This window comes from Streptomyces musisoli, from assembly GCF_016741855.1.
Classification (GTDB): Bacteria; Actinomycetota; Actinomycetes; order Streptomycetales; family Streptomycetaceae; genus Streptomyces; species Streptomyces musisoli.
Window position 1 is genome coordinate 112,164 of sequence record NZ_JAERRH010000011.1, and the last position, 17,884, is coordinate 130,047.

Below are 17,884 nucleotides of genomic sequence, written 5' to 3' on the forward strand. Positions count from 1 at the left end.
AAATTCCGGCACCTTCGACACGCATCCGACAGAAATGGAAGGTTCGCTCACCAGGTCACCGGCAGGGTTCTCGGGCCGCGGATCAGGCCTCGGCGTTGAAATTCGACCTCCCTCGGAGGTACGGCCAGCCGGATGCCGGGGAAGCGGGTCAGGACGGAGCTGATCATGATCTCCGCCTCCATGCGGGCCATGACGGCGGCCAGGCAGTGGTGTGGGCCGTGACCGAACGCCACGGGGGAAGCGCCCTCCCGGTCGAAGTCCAGGGCGTCGGGGGCGGGGAACACCCCGGGGTCGCGGTTGGCGGCGAGATAGGCGTTGTAGACCACGTCACCGGCGCGAATCAACCGGCCACGGACCTGCACGTCCTCGGTGGCGATCCGGGGAATGCCGACGCCGTTGCGGTGCGGGACGTAGCGGAACAGCTCCTCCACGGCACTCGGCAGCAGTTCCGGATCACGGCGCAGCCGGTCCAGTTGCCCGGGGTGGGTGAGCAGCGCGTACATCATCGAACCGCTGTTGTTGCGGACCGCGTGGCCTCCGCTGACCTGTACGGCGATGGCGAGGGAGATCGCCTCGTCCTCGGTGATCTCGCCCGTCGCCGCGGCCTGCGCCAGCACTCCGGCCAGGTCGTCCCGCGGTTCCGCACGGCGGGTCCGGAGCAGCTCGGTGATCCCGGCGCGAGTGGCCCGCGCGGCCTCCCGGGCGCGTTCCCCCGACTCGGCGCCCGCGGACAGCAGGGCCTCGCCCGTCGCGGCCCACCGGTGCCAGTCCTTCTCCGGCACGCCCAGGAAGTCGCGGATCACGGCGATCGGGAAGGGACCGTGCAGGTGTTCCATGAGGTCGGCCGGGGCGCCGGCGCGTGCCATCCCGTCCAGCAGCTCGGCGGCCCTGCGCTCCGCCGACGGGCGCAGCCGCCGCATGCTTTCGCCGGTGAACGCGCGGGCGACGACCCTGCGCAGCAGCGTGTGCCGGGGCGGGTCGATGTACTGCAGACCGGCGGTCTGCGAGGCCACCGGCACCGGGCGCATGGCGGTGACGTCGCGGCCGACGACCTGGGCCCGGGAGAAGCGCGGATCGGAGGTGACGAAGCGGACGTCGTCGTACCGCGTGACCAGCCAGGCCCAGCCCTGCCCGTGCGGCAGCCTGATCCGGGCCACCGGCTCCTCGCTCAACAGCTCGTCGAGGAACGGATCGGGGTCGAGCGCGGGCAGGTCGTCGACGGGCCAGAACCTCACCGGCGGTGCGGGCGGCCCGGGGGCCCGGCCCGGGGTGGGCGGCCCGAGCGTCCGGTCCGGGATGGGCGGCCCGAGCGTCCGGCCCGGGGCGGGCGGCCCGAACGTCCGGCCCGGTGTGGCCGGGTCCGCCGGGGGCGGGGCGGAGTCTAGGGGCATCGGGCACACTCCCTGCTGCATCACCGGGCGGCGGTGGCAGCACCGCCCTGTGAAGGAGTCTGCCGCGCACCGACCTCGGCCGCCGATTCGTGCTGCGGCATCCGAGTACGGCTCCGGGTACGGCGTCCGAGTACGACTCCCGTGCGACGGATCCAGGTGCCCGCTCCCGGGTGCGGCTCCCGCGTGCCGGCTCCGGGCGCAGCAGCCGAGTACGACTCCCGCAGCACGGATCCAGGTGCCCGCTCCCGAGTACGGCTCCCGCATGCCGGCTCCACGCGCAACAGCCGAGGACGACTCCCGCATCAAGGATCCAGGTGCCGGATCCCGGGTGCGGCTCCCGCGTGCCGGCTCCGGGCGCGGCGGCCAGGTGCGGCTCCCGTGCCCAGCGTCCGCGGCTCCCGGGCGCGGCGTCCATGCCTCCGAGTGCGGCTTCTCCGCGGGCCGCTCCTCGGGGCCGGGGCGGGTCCGGATACGGCGTCGGGCCCCCGTCCTGTGTTCAGGACGGGGGCCCGTAAGCCTTGCGGCGAGCAGTTCACTCGGAGTCGACGGCACTCCTGTTCCGCTACCGCGGGCCGCTGCCCGGTGAGGTCACCGCGGTCCGGCAGCCTCAGCGGCCGGAACCCGGCCCGGCGTCAGCTGCTGCCGACGAACACGACCATCAGCAGCCAGACCACCGGTGCCGTGGGCAGGAGCGAGTCCAGGCGGTCCATGATTCCGCCGTGGCCGGGGAGCAAGGTGCCCATGTCCTTGATGCCCAGGTCCCGCTTGATCATGGATTCGCCGAGGTCACCCAGCGTGGCGCTGGCCGCGACCGCGAGGCCGAGCAGCAGGCCCTGCCACCAGGAGCCGTCGTCGATCAGGTACTGCATGCACAGCGCGCCCGCGACCATCGCGAACAGCACCGCGCCCAGCAGGCCCTCGCGGGTCTTGCCGGGGCTGATGCGCGGGGCGAGCTTGTGCTTGCCGAAGCGCCAGCCGACCGCGTAGGCGCCGGTGTCGCTGACGACCGTCAGCAGCAGGAAGGTCAGCACCCGCCAGGGGCCGTCGTCGGCGGTGAGCAGCAGCGCGACGAACGTCGCCAGGAAGGGTACGTAGAACGCGGCGAACACGCCGGCCGTGACGTCCTTCAGGTAGCCCTCCGGTGCTTCCGTCATGCGCCAGACCAGGACGGCGAGGGCGGTGAGGGCCATGGCGATCCACGCGCCCTCGGCGCCGCGTACATAGCCGGCGACGACCATGGCCGCACCGCCGACCGCGAGCGGCACGAGCGGTGCCTTGATGCCCTTGCGCTCCTGGAGCCTGCTGGTCAGCTCCCACAGCCCGACGACGACGGCGATCGCTATGACGCCGACGAACACGGCCTTGACGATGAACAGGGACGCGACGATCAGCACACCGAGCCCGACCCCGACCCCTATGGCCGCGCTCAGGTCACGGCCCGCGCTCTTCTTCTGCGGCGCCGGCGGCGTCTGCGGGACGTCGGACATGGGCTCCGGGTTCTGGGTCTCGGCCGGGAGTTCCCGGGCCTGGAACGTCTCGTCTCGGAACAAGGGGCCACTCAGCCGGGCGGCCCCCCGGTCGTCGTCCTGGTCTCCGCCGTACGCGGGTGCGCCGGGCGCGATGGGCATGGGGCGAGTCTGCTGCGCCTCAGGCGCATCGTACGCGGGACCCGCCGGGGCAGCCCCCTGGACAGGCCCACCAGCGGTGGGCCCCCAGTACGCGGCCTGCCCCACCGATGGCGGCGCCCCCCAGGAAGAGTCGCTCATCAGACTTCGAGCAGCTCCGCTTCCTTGTGCTTGAGGAGCTCATCCACCTGGGCGACGTACTTCGCCGTCAGGTCGTCCAGCTCCTTCTCCGCACGGCGGCCCTCGTCCTCGCCGGTCTCGCCATCCTTGATCATCTTGTCGATGGCGTCCTTGGCCTTGCGCCGCACCGAGCGGATGGAGACCTTGGCGTCCTCACCCTTGCCCTTGGCGACCTTGATGTACTCGCGGCGGCGCTCCTCGGTCAGCTCGGGGAACACCACACGGATGATGTTGCCGTCGTTGCTGGGGTTGACGCCCAGGTCGGAGTCGCGGATCGCCTGCTCGATGTTGCGCAGCGCGCTCTTGTCGAACGGGGTCACGACCGCCATGCGCGGCTCCGGCACGGAGAACGAGGCCAGCTGGTTGATCGGCGTCGGGGCACCGTAGTAGTCGGCCACGATCTTGTTGAACATCGCCGGGTGCGCACGGCCGGTGCGGATCGCGGCGAAGTCCTCCTTGGCGACCACGACGGCCTTCTCCATCTTCTCCTCGGCCTCGAGGAGGGTCTCTTCGATCACCACTTGCTCCTGCGTGTCTTGAGTAAGGCCCGGCTGCGGTTCCTCTGTCGGGGCGGCGGCCGGCTGCGTCGCGTCTTCTTCCTGCACGGTTCCCGACCGGCAGGACATTGTCCATCCCCCGGCCAGGGCGCGTCCCGTCCGTCCCTCGGACAGGTGGCGTACCCCGGGCTACGGGGACATACCGGTCAGTCCCGGCTGCCCTGGTCACCCACCAGCGTGCCGATCTTCTCACCCTTGACGGCGCGGGCGATATTGCCCTCCGCGAGGAGCTCGAAGACGAGGATCGGGAGCTTGTTGTCACGGCACAGCGTGATGGCGGTGGCGTCGGCGACCTTGAGGTCACGGGTGATGACCTCGCCGTAGCCGAGCGCGTCGAACTTGACGGCGTCGGGGTTGGTCTTGGGGTCGGAGTCGTAGACCCCGTCCACGCCGTTCTTGCCCATGAGCAGCGCCTCGGCGTCGATCTCCAGGGCGCGCTGGGCCGCGGTGGTGTCGGTGGAGAAGTAGGGCATGCCCATTCCGGCGCCGAAGATGACCACGCGGCCCTTCTCCAGGTGGCGCACGGCGCGCAGCGGGATGTACGGCTCGGCGACCTGGCCCATGGTGATGGCGGTCTGCACGCGGGACTGGATGCCTTCCTTCTCCAGGAAGTCCTGGAGGGCGAGGCAGTTCATCACGGTGCCGAGCATGCCCATGTAGTCGGAGCGGGCGCGGTCCATGCCGCGCTGCTGGAGTTCGGCGCCGCGGAAGAAGTTGCCGCCGCCGATGACGACCGCGATCTCGGCCCCGTCGCGCACCACGGCCGCGATCTCGCGGGCCATCTTGTGCACCACATCCGGGTCGACGCCCAGGCCCCCGCCACCGGAGAAGGCCTCTCCGGACAGCTTCAGCAGAAACCGGCCGCGCACTTTGCCGTCGTCGCTCTTCTGGGCCTTGGTGGTCATGGGGATCCCGCCTCTTTCATGTGTTGCACATACGAAGAAGGCCATTGCCGATGGGGTCGCTTTTCGCTCCCATGCGCGGCAATGGCCTCCTCGTCAGATCTGCTGCCGTCCGCTCCACGCCGGGGTGCGGCGGTGTGCGCGGGCGACTGCGGTCGACCCTACCGGGAATTCCTCGGGGGTTTTCCCGTGGGTCACGCGTCGATCGCGGTACGGACTCAGATGCCGACCTTGATGCGCGAGAAGCGCTTCAGGGTGACACCGGCCTCGTCCAGAACCTTCTGGACCGACTTCTTGTTGTCGAGCGCGTACGGCTGGCCGAGCAGCGTGGCGTCCTTGAAGAAGCCGTTGACACGACCCTCGACGATCTTGGCGATCGCGGCCTCGGGCTTGCCCTCGGCGCGGGTGGTCTCCTCGGCGATGCGACGCTCGGACTCGACGACCTCGGCCGGGACCTCGTCCTGGGAGAGGTACTTCGGCGCGAAGGCGGCGATGTGCTGGGCGATGCCCTTGGCGACCTCGGCGTTCGGCTTGTCCAGCTCGACCAGGACACCGATCTGCGGGGGCAGGTCGGGCATGGTGCGGTGCATGTAGGCGAGCACGAAGCCGTCGGAGAACTGCGCGAAGCGGTCCAGGACGATCTTCTCACCGAGGTTGGCGTTGGCCTCGTCCACGAACGCCTGGACGGTCTTGCCGGCCTCGATCTCGGAAGCGAGCAGGGCCTGGATGTCGGCCGGGTTCGTCTTGGCGACGTGCTCGGCGATGGTGTTGGCCACGGCCTGGAACTTCTCGCCCTTGGCGACGAAGTCCGTCTCGCACTTCAGCTCGACCAGAACACCGGAGGAGTTGTCGTCGGCGATGATGGAGACCACGGCGCCGTTCTCGGCGGAGCGGCCCTCACGCTTGGCGACGCCCTTCTGGCCCTTGATGCGCAGCGCCTCGACGGCCTTCTCGACGTTGCCCTCGGCCTCGTCCAGCGCCTTCTTGCAGTCCATCATGCCGGCGCCGGTCAGCTCACGGAGCTTCTTGACGTCGGCGGCGGTGTAGTTCGCCATGAGTCTGTGAGTCTTTCTCGAAGTCTGGAAGATCTTCTAGGTCCGCACGGTGTGCGTTCCACCTGGAGTAGCGCGGTTCGCGTACGTCGTGCCGACCTACGGGTGAACAGCGGGGGCGGACTTCACCGCGCCGGAGGCGCCGTGAGGTGCAGTGCCGCCCCCGCCGTCGAACGCTGACGGACCGGTGTCAGGCCTGCTCGCCCTCGGCGGCCTTCTCGCCCTCGGCCGGAGCGGCCTCGGCAGCCGGAGCAGCCTCGGCGGCCGGAGCGGCGTCGGCGGCCGGAGCAGCCTCGGCGGCCGGAGCAGCCTCGGCGGCCGGAGCCTCGTCCTTCTTCTCACCCTCGAGCAGGTCGCGCTCCCACTCGGCGAGCGGCTCGCCCGCGGCCTTCTCGCCCTTGTCACCGGTGGCGACGCGCGAGCGGGAGATGAGGCCCTCGGCGACGGCGTCGGCGATCACGCGGGTGAGCAGGGTGACGGAGCGGATCGCGTCGTCGTTGCCCGGGATCTTGTAGTCGACCTCGTCGGGGTCGCAGTTGGTGTCGAGGATGGCGACGACCGGGATGTTGAGCTTCCGGGCCTCGCCGACCGCGATGTGCTCCTTCTTGGTGTCCACGATCCAGACGGCGCTGGGCACCTTCTGCATCTCGCGGATACCACCGAGGGTCTTCTCCAGCTTGGCCTTCTCGCGCGAGAGCACGAGAAGCTCCTTCTTGGTCAGACCGGACGCGGCGACGTCCTCGAAGTCGATCTGCTCGAGCTCCTTGAGGCGCTGCAGACGCTTGTAGACGGTCGAGAAGTTGGTGAGCATGCCGCCCAGCCAGCGCTGGTTGACGTAGGGCATGCCGACGCGGGTGGCCTGCTCGGCGATGGCCTCCTGCGCCTGCTTCTTCGTGCCGACGAACATGACCGTGCCGCCGTGGGCGACGGTCTCCTTGACGAACTCGTAGGCGCGGTCGATGTACGACAGCGACTGGAGCAGGTCGATGATGTAGATGCCGTTACGCTCGGTGAAGATGAAGCGCTTCATCTTCGGGTTCCAGCGACGGGTCTGGTGACCGAAGTGGACGCCGCTCTCCAGCAGCTCCCGCATCGTGACGACGGCCATGGCCGTATCTCCTTGGTGTTCTCGGTTGTGCCGCGTCCGCCGGACGGCGGTCGCGCCTGACGCCCGCGATGCGCCGTGCCGCGAAGGACCGAGAGGCGCTTGGTACGAACCGTTGCCGGCTGCCGTACCGGGGCGTGCGAAGTCGACCCGGTGACCCGGATCGCCAGAAGAAGTGTACGGGACCGGCGAGGCAGCGGGTGACGGCACTGTCCACAACCGGCGAGTAGTCCACAGGCCGCCGCCCTGATCGGCGGGGTGCGGGACGGTTCTCCCATGCGACGGGTGATGCGACGTACGGCTTTGTGGACGGCCTTGCCGCTGGGCTGGGCGGTGATCGCGCTCATGCCCCTGGCCTGGGCCGGCCCCCCGCCTCCGGCACCGCCGGCGCCCCCACCGCCCCGGGCCCCGGCCATCGGCCGCGCCTGGCCGGTCGGCGTCCGCCCGCCCGTCCTGCGGGGCTGGGAGCCGCCGACCACGGTCTACGGGGCGGGGCACCGGGGAGTGGATCTCGGCGCGCCGGCCGGAGCACCGGTGCGGGCGGTGGCCGCCGGCCGGGTGTTCTTCGCCGGGCGGGTGGCCGGGCGGGGCGTGGTGTCGGTGGCCCTGGCGGGCACGGATCTGCGCGTGACGTACGAGCCGGTACGCCCTTCGGTGGAGAAGGGGGACCGCGTGGCCGCGGGCGAGGTGGTGGGGGCGGTGGAGCCGGGCGGGGCCCACTGCGGGACGGCGACGTGCGTCCACTGGGGCCTGTTACGCGGTCAGACCTATCTGGACCCGCTGTCCCTGCTGCCACCGTGGCTGCTGAACAGCGGGCCGTCGAGGCTGCTGCCGGTCATGCCGTAGCCGTGGGGCGCCGAGACTGCTGCCGGTCATGCCCCAGCCATGGGGCGCCGGGGCTGGTCGCGCGGTTTCCTTCACCCCTTCGGGGCACTGCCGCGGCCTGCCGGTCAGCCCTTCACACCCCGCAGAGCCATGGCCACGGCCGCGTCGGTGATGTCCACGGGGTCCTCGGCCGCCCCCAGCTCGATCCGCCGGACCGCCGCGTCCACGATGCCCTGGAGGAGCATCGCCGCGAGCCGGGGCTCCCCGTGCCCCAGCTCCCCCAACGCCTCGACGATCATCGCGACGAGCCCCCCGTGGGCCGCGCGGATCTTCTCGCGGGCGCCGGCGTCCAGCTCGCTCGCGGAGATGGCCACGACCGCCCGGTGCCGCCGGTCCCCGACCAGCGCCAGCTGCTGCCGCACATACGCCTCGATCTTGCCCTCGGCCGAGTCGGCACGCTCCATCGCCGCCTCGACCTCCGCCGCCCACAGCGGGAAGTCGACCTCACACAGCTCCTCGACCACGGCAGCCCGCGACCGGAAGTACTCGTACACGGACGACCGCGCCAGTCCCGTCCGCTCGGCCAGCGCGGGGAAGGTCAGCGCTTCCGTCCCACCCTCGGACAGCAGGGACCGAGCCGCGTCCAGCAGGGCGGCTCGCTGCATCGACCGGTGTTCGGCCACGGAGGCCGCTCGAATCCTTGGCACGTCGACCACTTTACGGACACGCCATCCCGAAAGGGAGCACTCACCGACCGAAGCTCGCGAGCTTGGCCCGCAGCTGGAGCACGGACTTGGTGTGGATCTGGCTGACCCGGCTCTCGGTGACCCCGAGCACGTTGCCGATCTCGGCGAGGGTGAGCCCTTCGTAGTAGTACAGGGTGACCACGGTCTTCTCCCGCTCGGGCAGCGTGTTGATCGCCCGGGCCAGGAACCGCCGCAGCTCCCGGTCCTCGGCCACCTCCACCGGATTGTCGGCGGCGGTGTCCTCCAGGGTGTCCATCAGGCTGAGCCGGTCCCCGCCCTCGCCGCCGACGTGCAGCAGCTCCTCCAGGGCGACCACGTTGGCCAGCGACAACTGGCTGAACACCGCGTGGAGTTCGTCGACCTCCATGCCCAGCTCGACGGCGACCTCCCCCTCCGTCGGCGTCCGCCGCAGCCTCGCCTCCAGGGTGGCGTAGGCGCGCTCGACGTTGCGCGCCTTCTGCCGGACCGAGCGGGGGATCCAGTCCAGCGCCCGCAGCTCGTCGATCATCGCGCCGCGGATCCGGGTGATCGCGTACGTCTCGAACTTGATCTCCCGGTCGATGTCGAACTTCTCGATCGCGTCGATCAGCCCGAAGACCCCCGAGGAGACGAAGTCGGCCTGCTCCACGTTGGGCGGCAGTCCGACGCTCACCCGGCCCGCCACGTACTTGACCAGCGGCGAGTAGTGCAGGATCAGCTGCTCCCGCAGCCGGTCGTCCCCCGTCGCCTTGTACGACCGCCACAGCTCGTCGAGCGTCGAGGGGGCGGGCGGTCGCACGCTGCCACCGTCGCGGGCGGTGGGGGGGACCGCCGCCCGGTCGGACCCGGAGGTGTGCTGGGGCATTCGTCGCCTTGTGCCGTTCTGCCGTGAAGTGCCGTGAAGTGCCGTGAAGTGGGAGGGACTGAGGTGCGTGCGGGGAAGTGGGCTGACTGGGTGAGGTGTCGGTCTGGTGCCGGGTTGGCCGGTCTGCGCCGCCACCGTCGTGAGCGTAGCGTGACTGAGGAGTCGCGGTGTGCGAACAGCGAGGCTCCACCCCTGCGCGGGGGGCTCGCGCCGGGCGTGTGACCGCGCTCGGCGGCTCGCTCTCCGTGACCGGCCTCAGCCGCCAACTCCGGGAAACGCCAAGGGCGTCGGGGATTCCCCCGGACGGCCGAACACGGTCGGTCAGCACGGGCGGCGACCGGTCCGGACCGAGATCAACGCCTGGCGTGTCAACTTCCAGCCATCGCCGTGTCGTTCGACGTACCCAAGTGCTCGGAGTTCGTACAGTCTCGCGATCGCCTCGTCCCGGGTGGTCCGCGCGCCGAGCGCGATCTCCTCGGCGGGGGCCGCGCGGTTGCCGGGCAGGGCGGCGAGCACGCTGCGGGCGGCCGGTTCCAGCAGGTCACGCGGGAGAACCGGGCCCCGCCGGACCGGTGCGAGGTCGCCCATGTCGCCCACGAGTTCGATGACTTCCGCGGCATCGGTGACCAGGGTGGCCTCCGCGCGGAGCAGTTCGTGGACGCCGGCGGACAGGGCGCTGGTGACCGGTCCGGGCACGCCCATGGTGAACCGGCCGAGGCGCTGCGCGGCCCGCGCGGTGGCCAGCGAGCCGCTGCGGCGGGCGGCCTCCACGACGACGGTGCCCCTGGTCAGAGCGGCGATCACCCGGTTGCGGAGGATGAACCGGCTGGGTGTGGGGTGGTCGCCGGGTGGCAGTTCGCCCACCACGAGTCCCTGTTCCGCGATGCGGGTGATCAGTGCGGCGTGGCCGCGCGGGTAGGGCTGGTCGACGCCGCATGCCAGGACGGCGACGGTGGCGCCGCGGGCGGCGAGGGCGCCCCGGTGGGCGGCGCCGTCGATGCCGTAGGCACCGCCCGACACGACGACCCAGCCGCGCTCGGCGAGGCCGGAGGCCAGGGTGGCCGCCGCGTGGGTGCCGTACTCGGTGCAGGCGCGGGCGCCGACCACGGCCACGGAGCGGAGGGCCCACATGCGCAGGTTCGGCCGGCCCCGCACCCACAGCCCCAGGGGCCGCCCGTCCCCGAGGTCGTCGAGCTGGCGGGGCCACTCGCCGTCCCCCGGGCACACGAACCGCGCCCCCGCGGCCCGGGCCACCGCGAGGTCCCGCTCCGGCTCGGCCCGCCCGGCCCGCGCGACGAGCCCCGCCCACCGGGTCCCGCTCACGCCGGGCAGCGCCGCTCTGCCGCACCGCAGCCGCCGCATCACCTCCTCCACGCCGAACTCGCGCACCCACCGCCCGGCGGCCTCGTCCCCCGGCTCGATCACCCGGTTCAGAAAGACCCGCCCGAGCAGTTCGCCGTCAGACCGGGAGCGCCCGGTCACCGGAGCCTCCGCACCACCCGGCCCCGGCCGCCCGGCCGCTTCGGACTCCCGTCCACCGGGCTCCAGCCGCCCAGCCGTCGCAGACTCCCCGCCGCCGGGTCCCGGGTGGCCGACCACCTCGCCCTGCCCACCACCGGCCCCCGGCCGCCCGGCCGCTTCGGACTCCCGTCCACCGGGCGGCCCCTGCTCCTCCGTCCCCGCGGACTCCCGGCGCTCGGTCGGCCCCCGCTCCTGCGTCCCCCCGATTTCCAGGCGACCGGCCAGCCCCTGCTCCCCGGCCGACTCGGCCTCCCAGCGATCGGCCGCCCCCTGCTCCTCCGTCCCCCCGGACTCCCGGCGCTCGGTCGGCCCCCGCTCCCCGGTCACCCCGGGCTCCCGGCGCTCGGCCGGCCGCTGTTCCTCACCTGCCAGCTCCTTCCAGGACGGCGCCGCGGCGGACGCCGGTGCGGAGTTCGAGGGCCCGGTTCACGTCGTTCGCCGAGGGCCGGTCGCGCCCGCCCAGGTCGGCGAGCGTCCAGGCGACGCGGAGGACGCGGTCGAGGCCACGGGCGGTGAGCAGGCCCCGGTCCAGGTCTTCCTCGGCCTTGGCCAGTGCCCCGGGCTGTACGTGCCAGCGGGTGCGCAGTTCGTGGCCGGGGACCTCGCTGTTGGTTCGCCAGGGCAGTCCTTCGTAGCGCCGGGCGGCCCGTTCCCGGGCGAGCCTGACCCGGTCGGCCACGGTGGCCGTCGGTTCCGCTCCGGTGTGCATCCGGAGCAGTTCGGCCCTGGCGACCGGCTCCACGGTGACGCGCAGGTCCACTCGGTCCATGAGGGGGCCGGAGAGCCGGGCGCGGTAGCGCTTGATCGAGGACGGCCTGCACTCACAGACGTCGGCACCCCGCCCGTGCCTGCCGCACGGGCACGGGTTGGCTGCCAGGACCATGAGGAACCTGGCCGGCATCCGCAGTATCCCCGCCGCCCGGGCGATCACGACGTGACCGGATTCGAGGGGCTGACGCAGGGCGTCGAGGACGCTGCTGTGGAACTCGGCTGCCTCGTCCAGGAAGAGGACACCGTGGTGGGCCAGGGACGCCGCGCCGGGCCGGGGCAGGCCGTTCCCGCCGCCGACGAGGGAGGCCATGGTCGCGGAGTGGTGGGGCGCGCAGTACGGGGGTTTGTCGACCAGGGGATGGCCGGGAGGGAGCATGCCGGCCACCGAGTGGACCGCTGTGACCTCCAGTGACTCGGCCCGGCTCAGCTCGGGCAGGAGCCCCGGGAGCCGCTCGGCGAGCATCGTCTTGCCGGCGCCGGGCGGCCCTTTGAAGAAGACGTGGTGCCGGCCGGCCGCCGCGACTTCCAGCGCCGCCCGTGCCGTGTGCTGGCCTGCGACATCGGCGAGGTCGGGGGCGTGCGCGCCGCCGACGGCGCCCGTGCCGAGCCCGGTCCCGGGGAGGGCAAGACCGGCGAGGAAGGGGTCGGGGCGGATGTCTCCCGGCACCGGTTCCTCGTCGGGCACCGGTTCCTCGGTGAGGACGGCGATCAGCTGGCGCAGACTCCGTACGCCCAGCACCGACACGCCCGGCACCAGTGCGGCCTCGGGCGCCGCCGACTCGGGGACGACCACCTGTTCGTATCCCGCGTCCGCCGCGGCGAGGACCGCCGGCAGGATGCCGCGGACCGGCCGCACCCGGCCGTCCAGACCCAGCTCTCCGATCATGACGATGTCGGCGAGCACACGGGGGTCGATCCGTTCGGCCGCGCCGAGGACGGCGGCGGCGACGGCCAGGTCGAAGCCGCTGCCGCTCTTCGGCACCGACGCGGGACTGAGGCCGACGGTGAGCTTCTTGGACGGCCAGGCAGCGCCCGAGTTCACCACCGCCGCCCGCACCCGGTCCCGGCTCTCCGTCAGGCTCTTGTCCGGGAGCCCGACCAGGGTGAAGGCCGCGACGCCGGGTTCGAGGTCGGCCTGGACCTCGACGACCACGCCCTCGACACCGACGAGGGCCACCGAGCACGTACGGGCGAACGCCATTCAGGCCACCCCCCGCACGTGCTCGACGGCCGGGGCGCCCCGGCGGGGCAGGACGACGCCGACGAGGTCGATGCGCACGCCGCCCGGCGGGGTTCCTCCGTGGGCCTGGATCCAGTGTTCGGCGAGCGCCCGGAGCCGGGCCGCCTTCTCCGGTGTGACCGCGGCCATCGGGTGTTCGTAGTCGCCGCCCCTGCGGGTCTTCACCTCGCAGACGACGAGCGCGTCGCCGTCCCGCGCCACGATGTCGATCTCACCGGACCGCCCGCTGCGCCAGTTGCGCTCCAGGATCGTCATGCCGGTCTCGGCGAGCCGCCGCGCGGCCAGGTCCTCGCCGTACTTGCCGATTGCCATTCGTGCGTTCATGTCGGCACCTCCTCAGGCGCCAACCGTCACGCATCCCGTCCCCAGATGTTGATCTTGGTGGACTACTCGGCGGTTGTGGAAAACTCCGTCACCCGAACGGGCAATACCGCACGAAGCCGCAGGTCATCAGCCACCCGGCAGCTCCAGGTCGCTCTTGTTCAGCTCTTCGATGTTCACGTCCTTGAACGTCAGCACGCGAACCTGCTTGACGAAGCGAGCCGGCCGGTACATGTCCCAGACCCAGGCATCGGCCATGGTCACCTCGAAGAACACCTCGCCCTGGACCGAGTGCACCTGCATCTCGTAGTCGTTGGTGAGATAGAAACGCCGCTCGGTCTCGATCACGTATTTGAAGAGACCGACGACGTCTCGGTACTCCCGGTAGAGCTTGAGCTCCATCTCGGTCTCGTACTTTTCGAGGTCCTCGGCGCTCATGGCATGTTCCCCTTCAGCCGTGCGATCCCACCATTGTGCGCCAGTCCCCGGAGCCCTCAGACGATTTCCGTGTCGAGGGTCACGGGTCCGGCCGGGGGACCTTCGACGAGCAGCGTGCGCAGCAGCTCGGCGAGTCTGGTCGGATACACCGTCTCATGTGCCCGGGTCAGTTCCCGGCACGTCCACCAGCGCGCTCCGGCGACGCTGCGCCGCTCCAGCTCCGTCAGCCCCGTCGCCGCGGTGGCCGTCTGGTGCGTACGGGCCAGGTAGTACCACTCGTCCTGGTCCCAGCGGCGGCCCGCGAACGGGAAGGAGCACCGCCGCCGCCAGAGCACGGGCCCCAGCTCGACGTCGGTGATGCCGGTCTCCTCCGCGAGTTCCCGCAGCGCGGCCTCCTCCCGCGTCTCGCTGCCCTCCAGGCCGCCGCCGGGGGTGAACCACCAGTCGTCGGCCGGGTCGTCCGGTTCGTGGCCGTGCAGGAGCAGGATGCGGTCGTCGGGGTCGAGGAGAACCACCCGGGCCACCTTCCGCAGGCCGCCCTCACCCTCGTACGACTCCTCCGCCACCGCACGCAGGCCGCCCTCACCCTCGTACGGCCCCTCCCCGACCGTGCCCGGGCCGCCCTCGCCCTCGTAGTGCTCCTCGGCCGGCCGCGCGGTCTCAGCGGGCACCGGCCGCCCCCGGGCCGGCCGTACGGGTGCGGGAGCGCCTCAGGCGCCCCGCGATCGGGCCGTAGGCGCCACCGCCGAGGACCAGGACCGCGCCGGCCACGATCAGCAGCTCGATCGTGCGCAGCGGACCCGGCCGGGAGAGGGTGCCGAGCGACTCGAAGCCGGTGGGCCGCTCCAGCCCGCCCTTCCAGGGCCAGACGACGGCTTCCACGCGGGCGGAGACCGCGTCGCGGGAGACGGTGCCCTTGGCCGCGTCCGTGAGGTGGGCGGTGGAGTCCAGGGAGCCCTGGCGTTCGTCGCCGAGGAGGAACAGCCGGCCCTCGGGCACGTTCACCGTGCCGAAGTTCTTGATCTCGGCCAGGCTGCCCTTGGGCAGGTACGGCTCGTCGATCTGCTTGCCGTTGACGGTCAGCTTGCCGTCGGTGCAGCAGGAGACGGTGTCGCCGCCGACCGCGACCACGCGCTTGACCACCTTGGCGCCCGTGACCCAGGTCTTGTCCTCGAAGACGACCACGTCACCGCGGCGCACGTCGTCGCCGTCGACGCGCTGAGCCAGCACCCGGTCGCCGGCGTCGATGGTGGGGGCCATGGAGCTGGTGGGCACGGTGTACGGCCGGTAGACCACCGCTCCCCACGCGAATCCGCCCAGGAACAGCACCAGCCCCAGTGCCACGGCCAGTCCGGACAGCCGCTGCCCGAGCCGGCCGCCGCCGGCCTGTGCCGTGCCGGTGCCGCCGCTCTGCGGGGCCGTACGCGTCATGCTCTCGCCACCCATGGACCCGCACCCTACCCGTCGGTTCCGAGCGGGGGCAGCCCCTCTTTTCGACCGGTCCCACCAGGCCCGGCCGAGGTCACAGGCGGCGGAGGGCCTCGGCCGGGTCCGCCTCGGGGGCGGGAGTCGCCGGAAGGGCCGGGCGAGTGCTCGCTCGTCCGCCGGTCGGGGGGACGTGGTCCCGGGCCGGGGTCAGCGGCGCCCGGCGGGGCCGGCCGGCCCGTGGTTCACGGCCGTCCGGCCGGCGTCTTCCGTGCCGCCCCGGACCGGGTGCGGTCCGTGCGCCCGCGCCGCCACACCACGAGCGGCAGCACGGCGGCGACGGCCACGCCCTGCGGGGCCACCGGCAGGGACGCGGCGGAGGAGGACTGCTGGTCGAGGCCGGGCTGGTCGAAGGTGGCCGGGATCGGCAGGGTGCCCCAGCGGTTGATCGGCCAGGCCTTGACGATCGCGCGGCCGACGACCTTGTCGACGGGGACCATGCCGTGGTTCTTGTCGGCCTGGTTGTAGCGGGAGTCACGGGAGTTCTGGCGGTGGTCGCCCATCACCCAGAGGTAGCCCTCGGGGACCTTCACCTTGAACTGGCCGCCCTGGTCGTCGACGCTGCACGGCGTGTTGCCCGGGTAGACGTAGGGCTCGTTCAGCGCCTTGCCGTTGACCCGCAGCGGGCCGGTGCCCTTGCACTCGACGGTGTCGCCGCCGACTCCGATCACCCGCTTGATGAGGTCCTTCTCCTCCGCCGACGGCATCAGGCCGATCCAGCTGAGGACCTTCTGCACCGGGTTCGGGTTCGGCGTCGGCTCGCCCGCCAGCCAGTCGTCCGGGTCGTGGAAGACGACGACCTCGCCGCGCTCGGGCTCGGAGCCGAACCACGGGGTGAGCTTGTCGACCAGGACGCGGTCACCCTGCTGGAGGGTGTTCTGCATCGAGTCGGACGGGATCGAGAACGCCTGGACCAGGAAGGTCTTGATCAGCAGCGCCAGGACCAGCGCGATGCCGATCAGGATCGGCAGCTCCTTCCAGAAGGAGCGCGGCTTCCTGGGCGGGTGCGTTCCCGCGTCCGCGTCCCCGGTCCCGGCGGGGGGCCGCTGCTCGCCCTCCGGCGTGCGGTCATCGCCCGCGGCCGCGTCATTCCCGGAGGTCATGGCGCTGTCCGGTACGGGAACGTCCGGCTCCACGGGGTGCCCGCGGTGCTCCTCGCCGTCGTGTCCCGACCGTGCGCCAACCGCCACATCCCCCACGCCAACTCCTCACTCCGTGCCGCCGCCTGCCCCACACACGACGCAGGCCCACCACTCCCATAACGAGCGGGAGTTCCGCAGGGGTCGGGAGCTGTGTCAATCCGTTCGGATTGTCCACATCAACCCTATGCGACGGCCGGGGAGCAGCGGTCGCCCCCGACACCGCGTCGGTGACGCTTGCGAAGGTTTTAGGTTCCTCCAGACGCGTCCAGTGGCCGAGCGGCCAGCCGATGACCATGGCCCGGCCGACCACGGAGTCCACCGAGACCGTGCCGCCGTAGGGGGTGTTCTGGTGGGCACGGGAGTCGGCCGAGTTGTCCCGGTGGTCGCCCATCACCCACAGCCGGCCCTGGGGCACGGTGATGTCGAAGGGGGTGGAGGAGGGCGAGTTCCCCGGGTAGAGGTAGTCGCCCTCGGTGAGCGGGACGCCGTTGACGGTGACACGACCCTGCGCGTCACAGCACTTGACGTGGTCGCCACCGACCCCGATAACCCTTTTGATCAGGTCCTTCTCGTTGTCGGACGGCAGCAGGCCGATGAAGGAGAGCCCTTCCTTGAGCTGCTTGACGACGACGGGGTCGTTCTTCTTGGCCGTCTGCTCGTCCTGGAGCCAGCCACCGGGGTCGTGGAAGACGACGACGTCCCCGCGCTGCGGCTCGGAGCCGAACCACGGGGTGAACTTGTCGACCAGGACCCGGTCGCCGATCCGGATCGTCTCCTCCATGGACCCGGACGGGATCACGAACGCCTGGACGAGGAACGTCTTCAGGACGAGCGCGATGAGGACGGCGACGCCGACCAGAAGGGGGATCTCCCGAACGGCCGAGCGCCTGCGCTTGCGTTTGACCTTGCGCTGGAGTTTGCGGCGCTCCGCGCGCGTACGGCCGCCTCCGGGCGCGGAGGTGCGGCGGACCCCGGTGGGCAGCAGGTTGTCGGCGGGGCTGCCGGGCACCCCGCGCGGTTTGCCGCGATTACCCATGGACGCCCTCCGCCGGTGCGGGCACGCGCGCGTAGGCGGACGGCCGGGTCAGATGGGTCCAGTGGCGGTAGGGCCACATGATCCAGTCGGCCCTGCCGATGACGTCGTCGACGGGGATCATGCCGCCGCCGGGCGAGCCGAGGTGGTCACGGGAGTCGCTGGAGTCGCTGCGGTGGTCACCGAGGACGAACAGGCGGCCCGGGGGCACGACGACGTCGAAGGGCACGCTGGAGGCGCTGTCCCCGGGGTAGAGGAACGCCGTTTCGTCGACCGGCCGGCCGTTCACCTCGATCCTCCGCTTCCTGTCGCAGCAGACCACGTGGTCTCCCCCCACCCCGACCACCCGCTTGATGTAGTCGGCGTCCCCGAAATACCCCGTGCCGTCGAACACAACCACATCGCCGCGGAGCGGTCGGCCACCGAAACGGTACGCCAACTTATTTACGAGAACGCGGTCCCCGATCCTCAAACCCTGCTCCATGGATCCGCTCGGAATCTGGAACGGCTGCACCACGAGGGTGCTGAGGAGCAGCAGGAACGTCAGGCCGGTGAGGATCGCGAGGGTGATACGGCCGCCCGGGACCCACTCGGCGATCCGGGCCACCAACGCGGAACGCGACCGGCCCTCCGCGCCCGGAGTACCGGGTCGGGAGGAGCGGTCGCGTTCCGTCGGCTGTGCTTCGGTGTCCATCGGGGCGAGATG

General features: G+C 71.8%; 18 protein-coding genes. 1 reads left to right on the plus strand and 17 read right to left on the minus strand.

What is annotated here, in order from left to right; genetic code table 11:
• Positions 1-47: 47 nt before the first annotated feature.
• The 6 genes from JK361_RS26620 to rpsB all read right to left on the minus strand — a co-directional run bounded on the left by JK361_RS26620 (position 48) and on the right by rpsB (position 6,815).
• Entirely contained in the window at positions 48-1,391 is a 1,344-nt protein-coding gene (locus JK361_RS26620) for a cytochrome P450 (protein WP_201822480.1), read from the minus strand.
• 632 nt (positions 1,392-2,023) lie between these two features.
• Positions 2,024-3,157: a phosphatidate cytidylyltransferase gene (locus tag JK361_RS26625; protein ID WP_201822482.1), complete on the minus strand. Its 1,134-nt coding sequence runs from the start codon at positions 3,155-3,157 to the stop codon at positions 2,024-2,026.
• A complete protein-coding gene (gene frr / locus JK361_RS26630) occupies positions 3,157-3,714 on the minus strand; it encodes a ribosome recycling factor (RefSeq protein ID WP_201822484.1) in 558 nt (185 codons plus the stop codon). Before frr ends, JK361_RS26625 begins: the two co-directional genes overlap by 1 nt.
• A 185-nt stretch (positions 3,715-3,899) precedes the next feature.
• On the minus strand, positions 3,900-4,658 hold the full coding sequence (gene pyrH / locus JK361_RS26635; RefSeq protein ID WP_201822486.1) for a UMP kinase: 759 nt from the start codon (positions 4,656-4,658) through the stop codon (positions 3,900-3,902).
• A gap of 215 nt (positions 4,659-4,873) precedes the next feature.
• Positions 4,874-5,710 carry a translation elongation factor Ts gene (gene tsf / locus JK361_RS26640; protein WP_201822488.1) on the minus strand — a complete coding sequence of 279 codons (837 nt, stop codon included), beginning with the start codon at positions 5,708-5,710 and terminating at the stop codon, positions 4,874-4,876.
• A gap of 187 nt (positions 5,711-5,897) precedes the next feature.
• Complete coding sequence (rpsB, locus tag JK361_RS26645) at positions 5,898-6,815, minus strand: 30S ribosomal protein S2 (protein ID WP_201822490.1); 918 nt, start codon at positions 6,813-6,815, stop codon at positions 5,898-5,900.
• A gap of 273 nt (positions 6,816-7,088) precedes the next feature.
• Here rpsB and JK361_RS26650 point away from each other — a divergent pair, with 273 nt between their 5' ends.
• On the plus strand, positions 7,089-7,658 hold the full coding sequence (locus tag JK361_RS26650; RefSeq protein ID WP_236053612.1) for a M23 family metallopeptidase: 570 nt from the start codon (positions 7,089-7,091) through the stop codon (positions 7,656-7,658).
• A gap of 104 nt (positions 7,659-7,762) precedes the next feature.
• Here JK361_RS26650 and JK361_RS26655 read toward each other — a convergent pair whose 3' ends face one another.
• The 11 genes from JK361_RS26655 to lepB (JK361_RS26705) all read right to left on the minus strand — a co-directional run bounded on the left by JK361_RS26655 (position 7,763) and on the right by lepB (JK361_RS26705) (position 17,872).
• Complete coding sequence (locus JK361_RS26655) at positions 7,763-8,320, minus strand: TetR/AcrR family transcriptional regulator (RefSeq protein ID WP_201822647.1); 558 nt, start codon at positions 8,318-8,320, stop codon at positions 7,763-7,765.
• A gap of 64 nt (positions 8,321-8,384) precedes the next feature.
• The gene (gene whiG, locus JK361_RS26660) at positions 8,385-9,227 is read right to left on the minus strand and encodes an RNA polymerase sigma factor WhiG (RefSeq protein ID WP_201822491.1); all 843 of its coding nucleotides are present in this window, start codon (positions 9,225-9,227) and stop codon (positions 8,385-8,387) included.
• A gap of 321 nt (positions 9,228-9,548) precedes the next feature.
• Positions 9,549-10,709: a DNA-processing protein DprA gene (dprA, locus tag JK361_RS26665; RefSeq protein WP_201822493.1), complete on the minus strand. Its 1,161-nt coding sequence runs from the start codon at positions 10,707-10,709 to the stop codon at positions 9,549-9,551.
• A gap of 400 nt (positions 10,710-11,109) precedes the next feature.
• Positions 11,110-12,720 carry a YifB family Mg chelatase-like AAA ATPase gene (locus JK361_RS26670; protein ID WP_201822494.1) on the minus strand — a complete coding sequence of 537 codons (1,611 nt, stop codon included), beginning with the start codon at positions 12,718-12,720 and terminating at the stop codon, positions 11,110-11,112.
• The gene (locus JK361_RS26675; RefSeq protein WP_201822495.1) at positions 12,721-13,083 is read right to left on the minus strand and encodes a YraN family protein; all 363 of its coding nucleotides are present in this window, start codon (positions 13,081-13,083) and stop codon (positions 12,721-12,723) included.
• A 126-nt stretch (positions 13,084-13,209) separates the two neighbouring features.
• The gene (locus JK361_RS26680; RefSeq protein ID WP_014675276.1) at positions 13,210-13,518 is read right to left on the minus strand and encodes a DUF2469 domain-containing protein; all 309 of its coding nucleotides are present in this window, start codon (positions 13,516-13,518) and stop codon (positions 13,210-13,212) included.
• Between the two features lie 56 nt (positions 13,519-13,574).
• On the minus strand, positions 13,575-14,093 hold the full coding sequence (locus tag JK361_RS26685; protein WP_201822649.1) for an NUDIX hydrolase: 519 nt from the start codon (positions 14,091-14,093) through the stop codon (positions 13,575-13,577).
• Between the two features lie 85 nt (positions 14,094-14,178).
• On the minus strand, positions 14,179-14,964 hold the full coding sequence (gene lepB / locus JK361_RS26690; protein WP_201822497.1) for a signal peptidase I: 786 nt from the start codon (positions 14,962-14,964) through the stop codon (positions 14,179-14,181).
• 224 nt (positions 14,965-15,188) lie between these two features.
• Entirely contained in the window at positions 15,189-16,202 is a 1,014-nt protein-coding gene (lepB, locus tag JK361_RS26695) for a signal peptidase I (RefSeq protein ID WP_201822499.1), read from the minus strand.
• Entirely contained in the window at positions 16,090-17,181 is a 1,092-nt protein-coding gene (lepB, locus tag JK361_RS26700) for a signal peptidase I (RefSeq protein ID WP_201822501.1), read from the minus strand. Before lepB (JK361_RS26700) ends, lepB (JK361_RS26695) begins: the two co-directional genes overlap by 113 nt.
• Positions 17,174-17,872 carry a signal peptidase I gene (gene lepB, locus JK361_RS26705; protein WP_201822503.1) on the minus strand — a complete coding sequence of 233 codons (699 nt, stop codon included), beginning with the start codon at positions 17,870-17,872 and terminating at the stop codon, positions 17,174-17,176. The genes lepB (JK361_RS26700) and lepB (JK361_RS26705) overlap by 8 nt, the downstream gene beginning before the upstream one ends.
• Positions 17,873-17,884: the final 12 nt, after the last annotated feature.

Coding starts and splice junctions, on each gene's coding strand:
- JK361_RS26620 (WP_201822480.1), bottom strand. CDS start 1,391: ATGCCCCTAGACTCCGCCCCGCCCCCGGCGGACCCGGCCACACCGGGC.
- JK361_RS26625 (WP_201822482.1), bottom strand. CDS start 3,157: ATGAGCGACTCTTCCTGGGGGGCGCCGCCATCGGTGGGGCAGGCCGCG.
- pyrH (WP_201822486.1), bottom strand. CDS start 4,658: ATGACCACCAAGGCCCAGAAGAGCGACGACGGCAAAGTGCGCGGCCGG.
- tsf (WP_201822488.1), bottom strand. CDS start 5,710: ATGGCGAACTACACCGCCGCCGACGTCAAGAAGCTCCGTGAGCTGACC.
- rpsB (WP_201822490.1), bottom strand. CDS start 6,815: ATGGCCGTCGTCACGATGCGGGAGCTGCTGGAGAGCGGCGTCCACTTC.
- JK361_RS26650 (WP_236053612.1), top strand. CDS start 7,089: ATGCGACGGGTGATGCGACGTACGGCTTTGTGGACGGCCTTGCCGCTG.
- whiG (WP_201822491.1), bottom strand. CDS start 9,227: ATGCCCCAGCACACCTCCGGGTCCGACCGGGCGGCGGTCCCCCCCACC.
- JK361_RS26670 (WP_201822494.1), bottom strand. CDS start 12,720: ATGGCGTTCGCCCGTACGTGCTCGGTGGCCCTCGTCGGTGTCGAGGGC.
- JK361_RS26675 (WP_201822495.1), bottom strand. CDS start 13,083: ATGAACGCACGAATGGCAATCGGCAAGTACGGCGAGGACCTGGCCGCG.
- JK361_RS26680 (WP_014675276.1), bottom strand. CDS start 13,518: ATGAGCGCCGAGGACCTCGAAAAGTACGAGACCGAGATGGAGCTCAAG.
- lepB (WP_201822497.1), bottom strand. CDS start 14,964: ATGGGTGGCGAGAGCATGACGCGTACGGCCCCGCAGAGCGGCGGCACC.
- lepB (WP_201822501.1), bottom strand. CDS start 17,181: ATGGGTAATCGCGGCAAACCGCGCGGGGTGCCCGGCAGCCCCGCCGAC.
- lepB (WP_201822503.1), bottom strand. CDS start 17,872: ATGGACACCGAAGCACAGCCGACGGAACGCGACCGCTCCTCCCGACCC.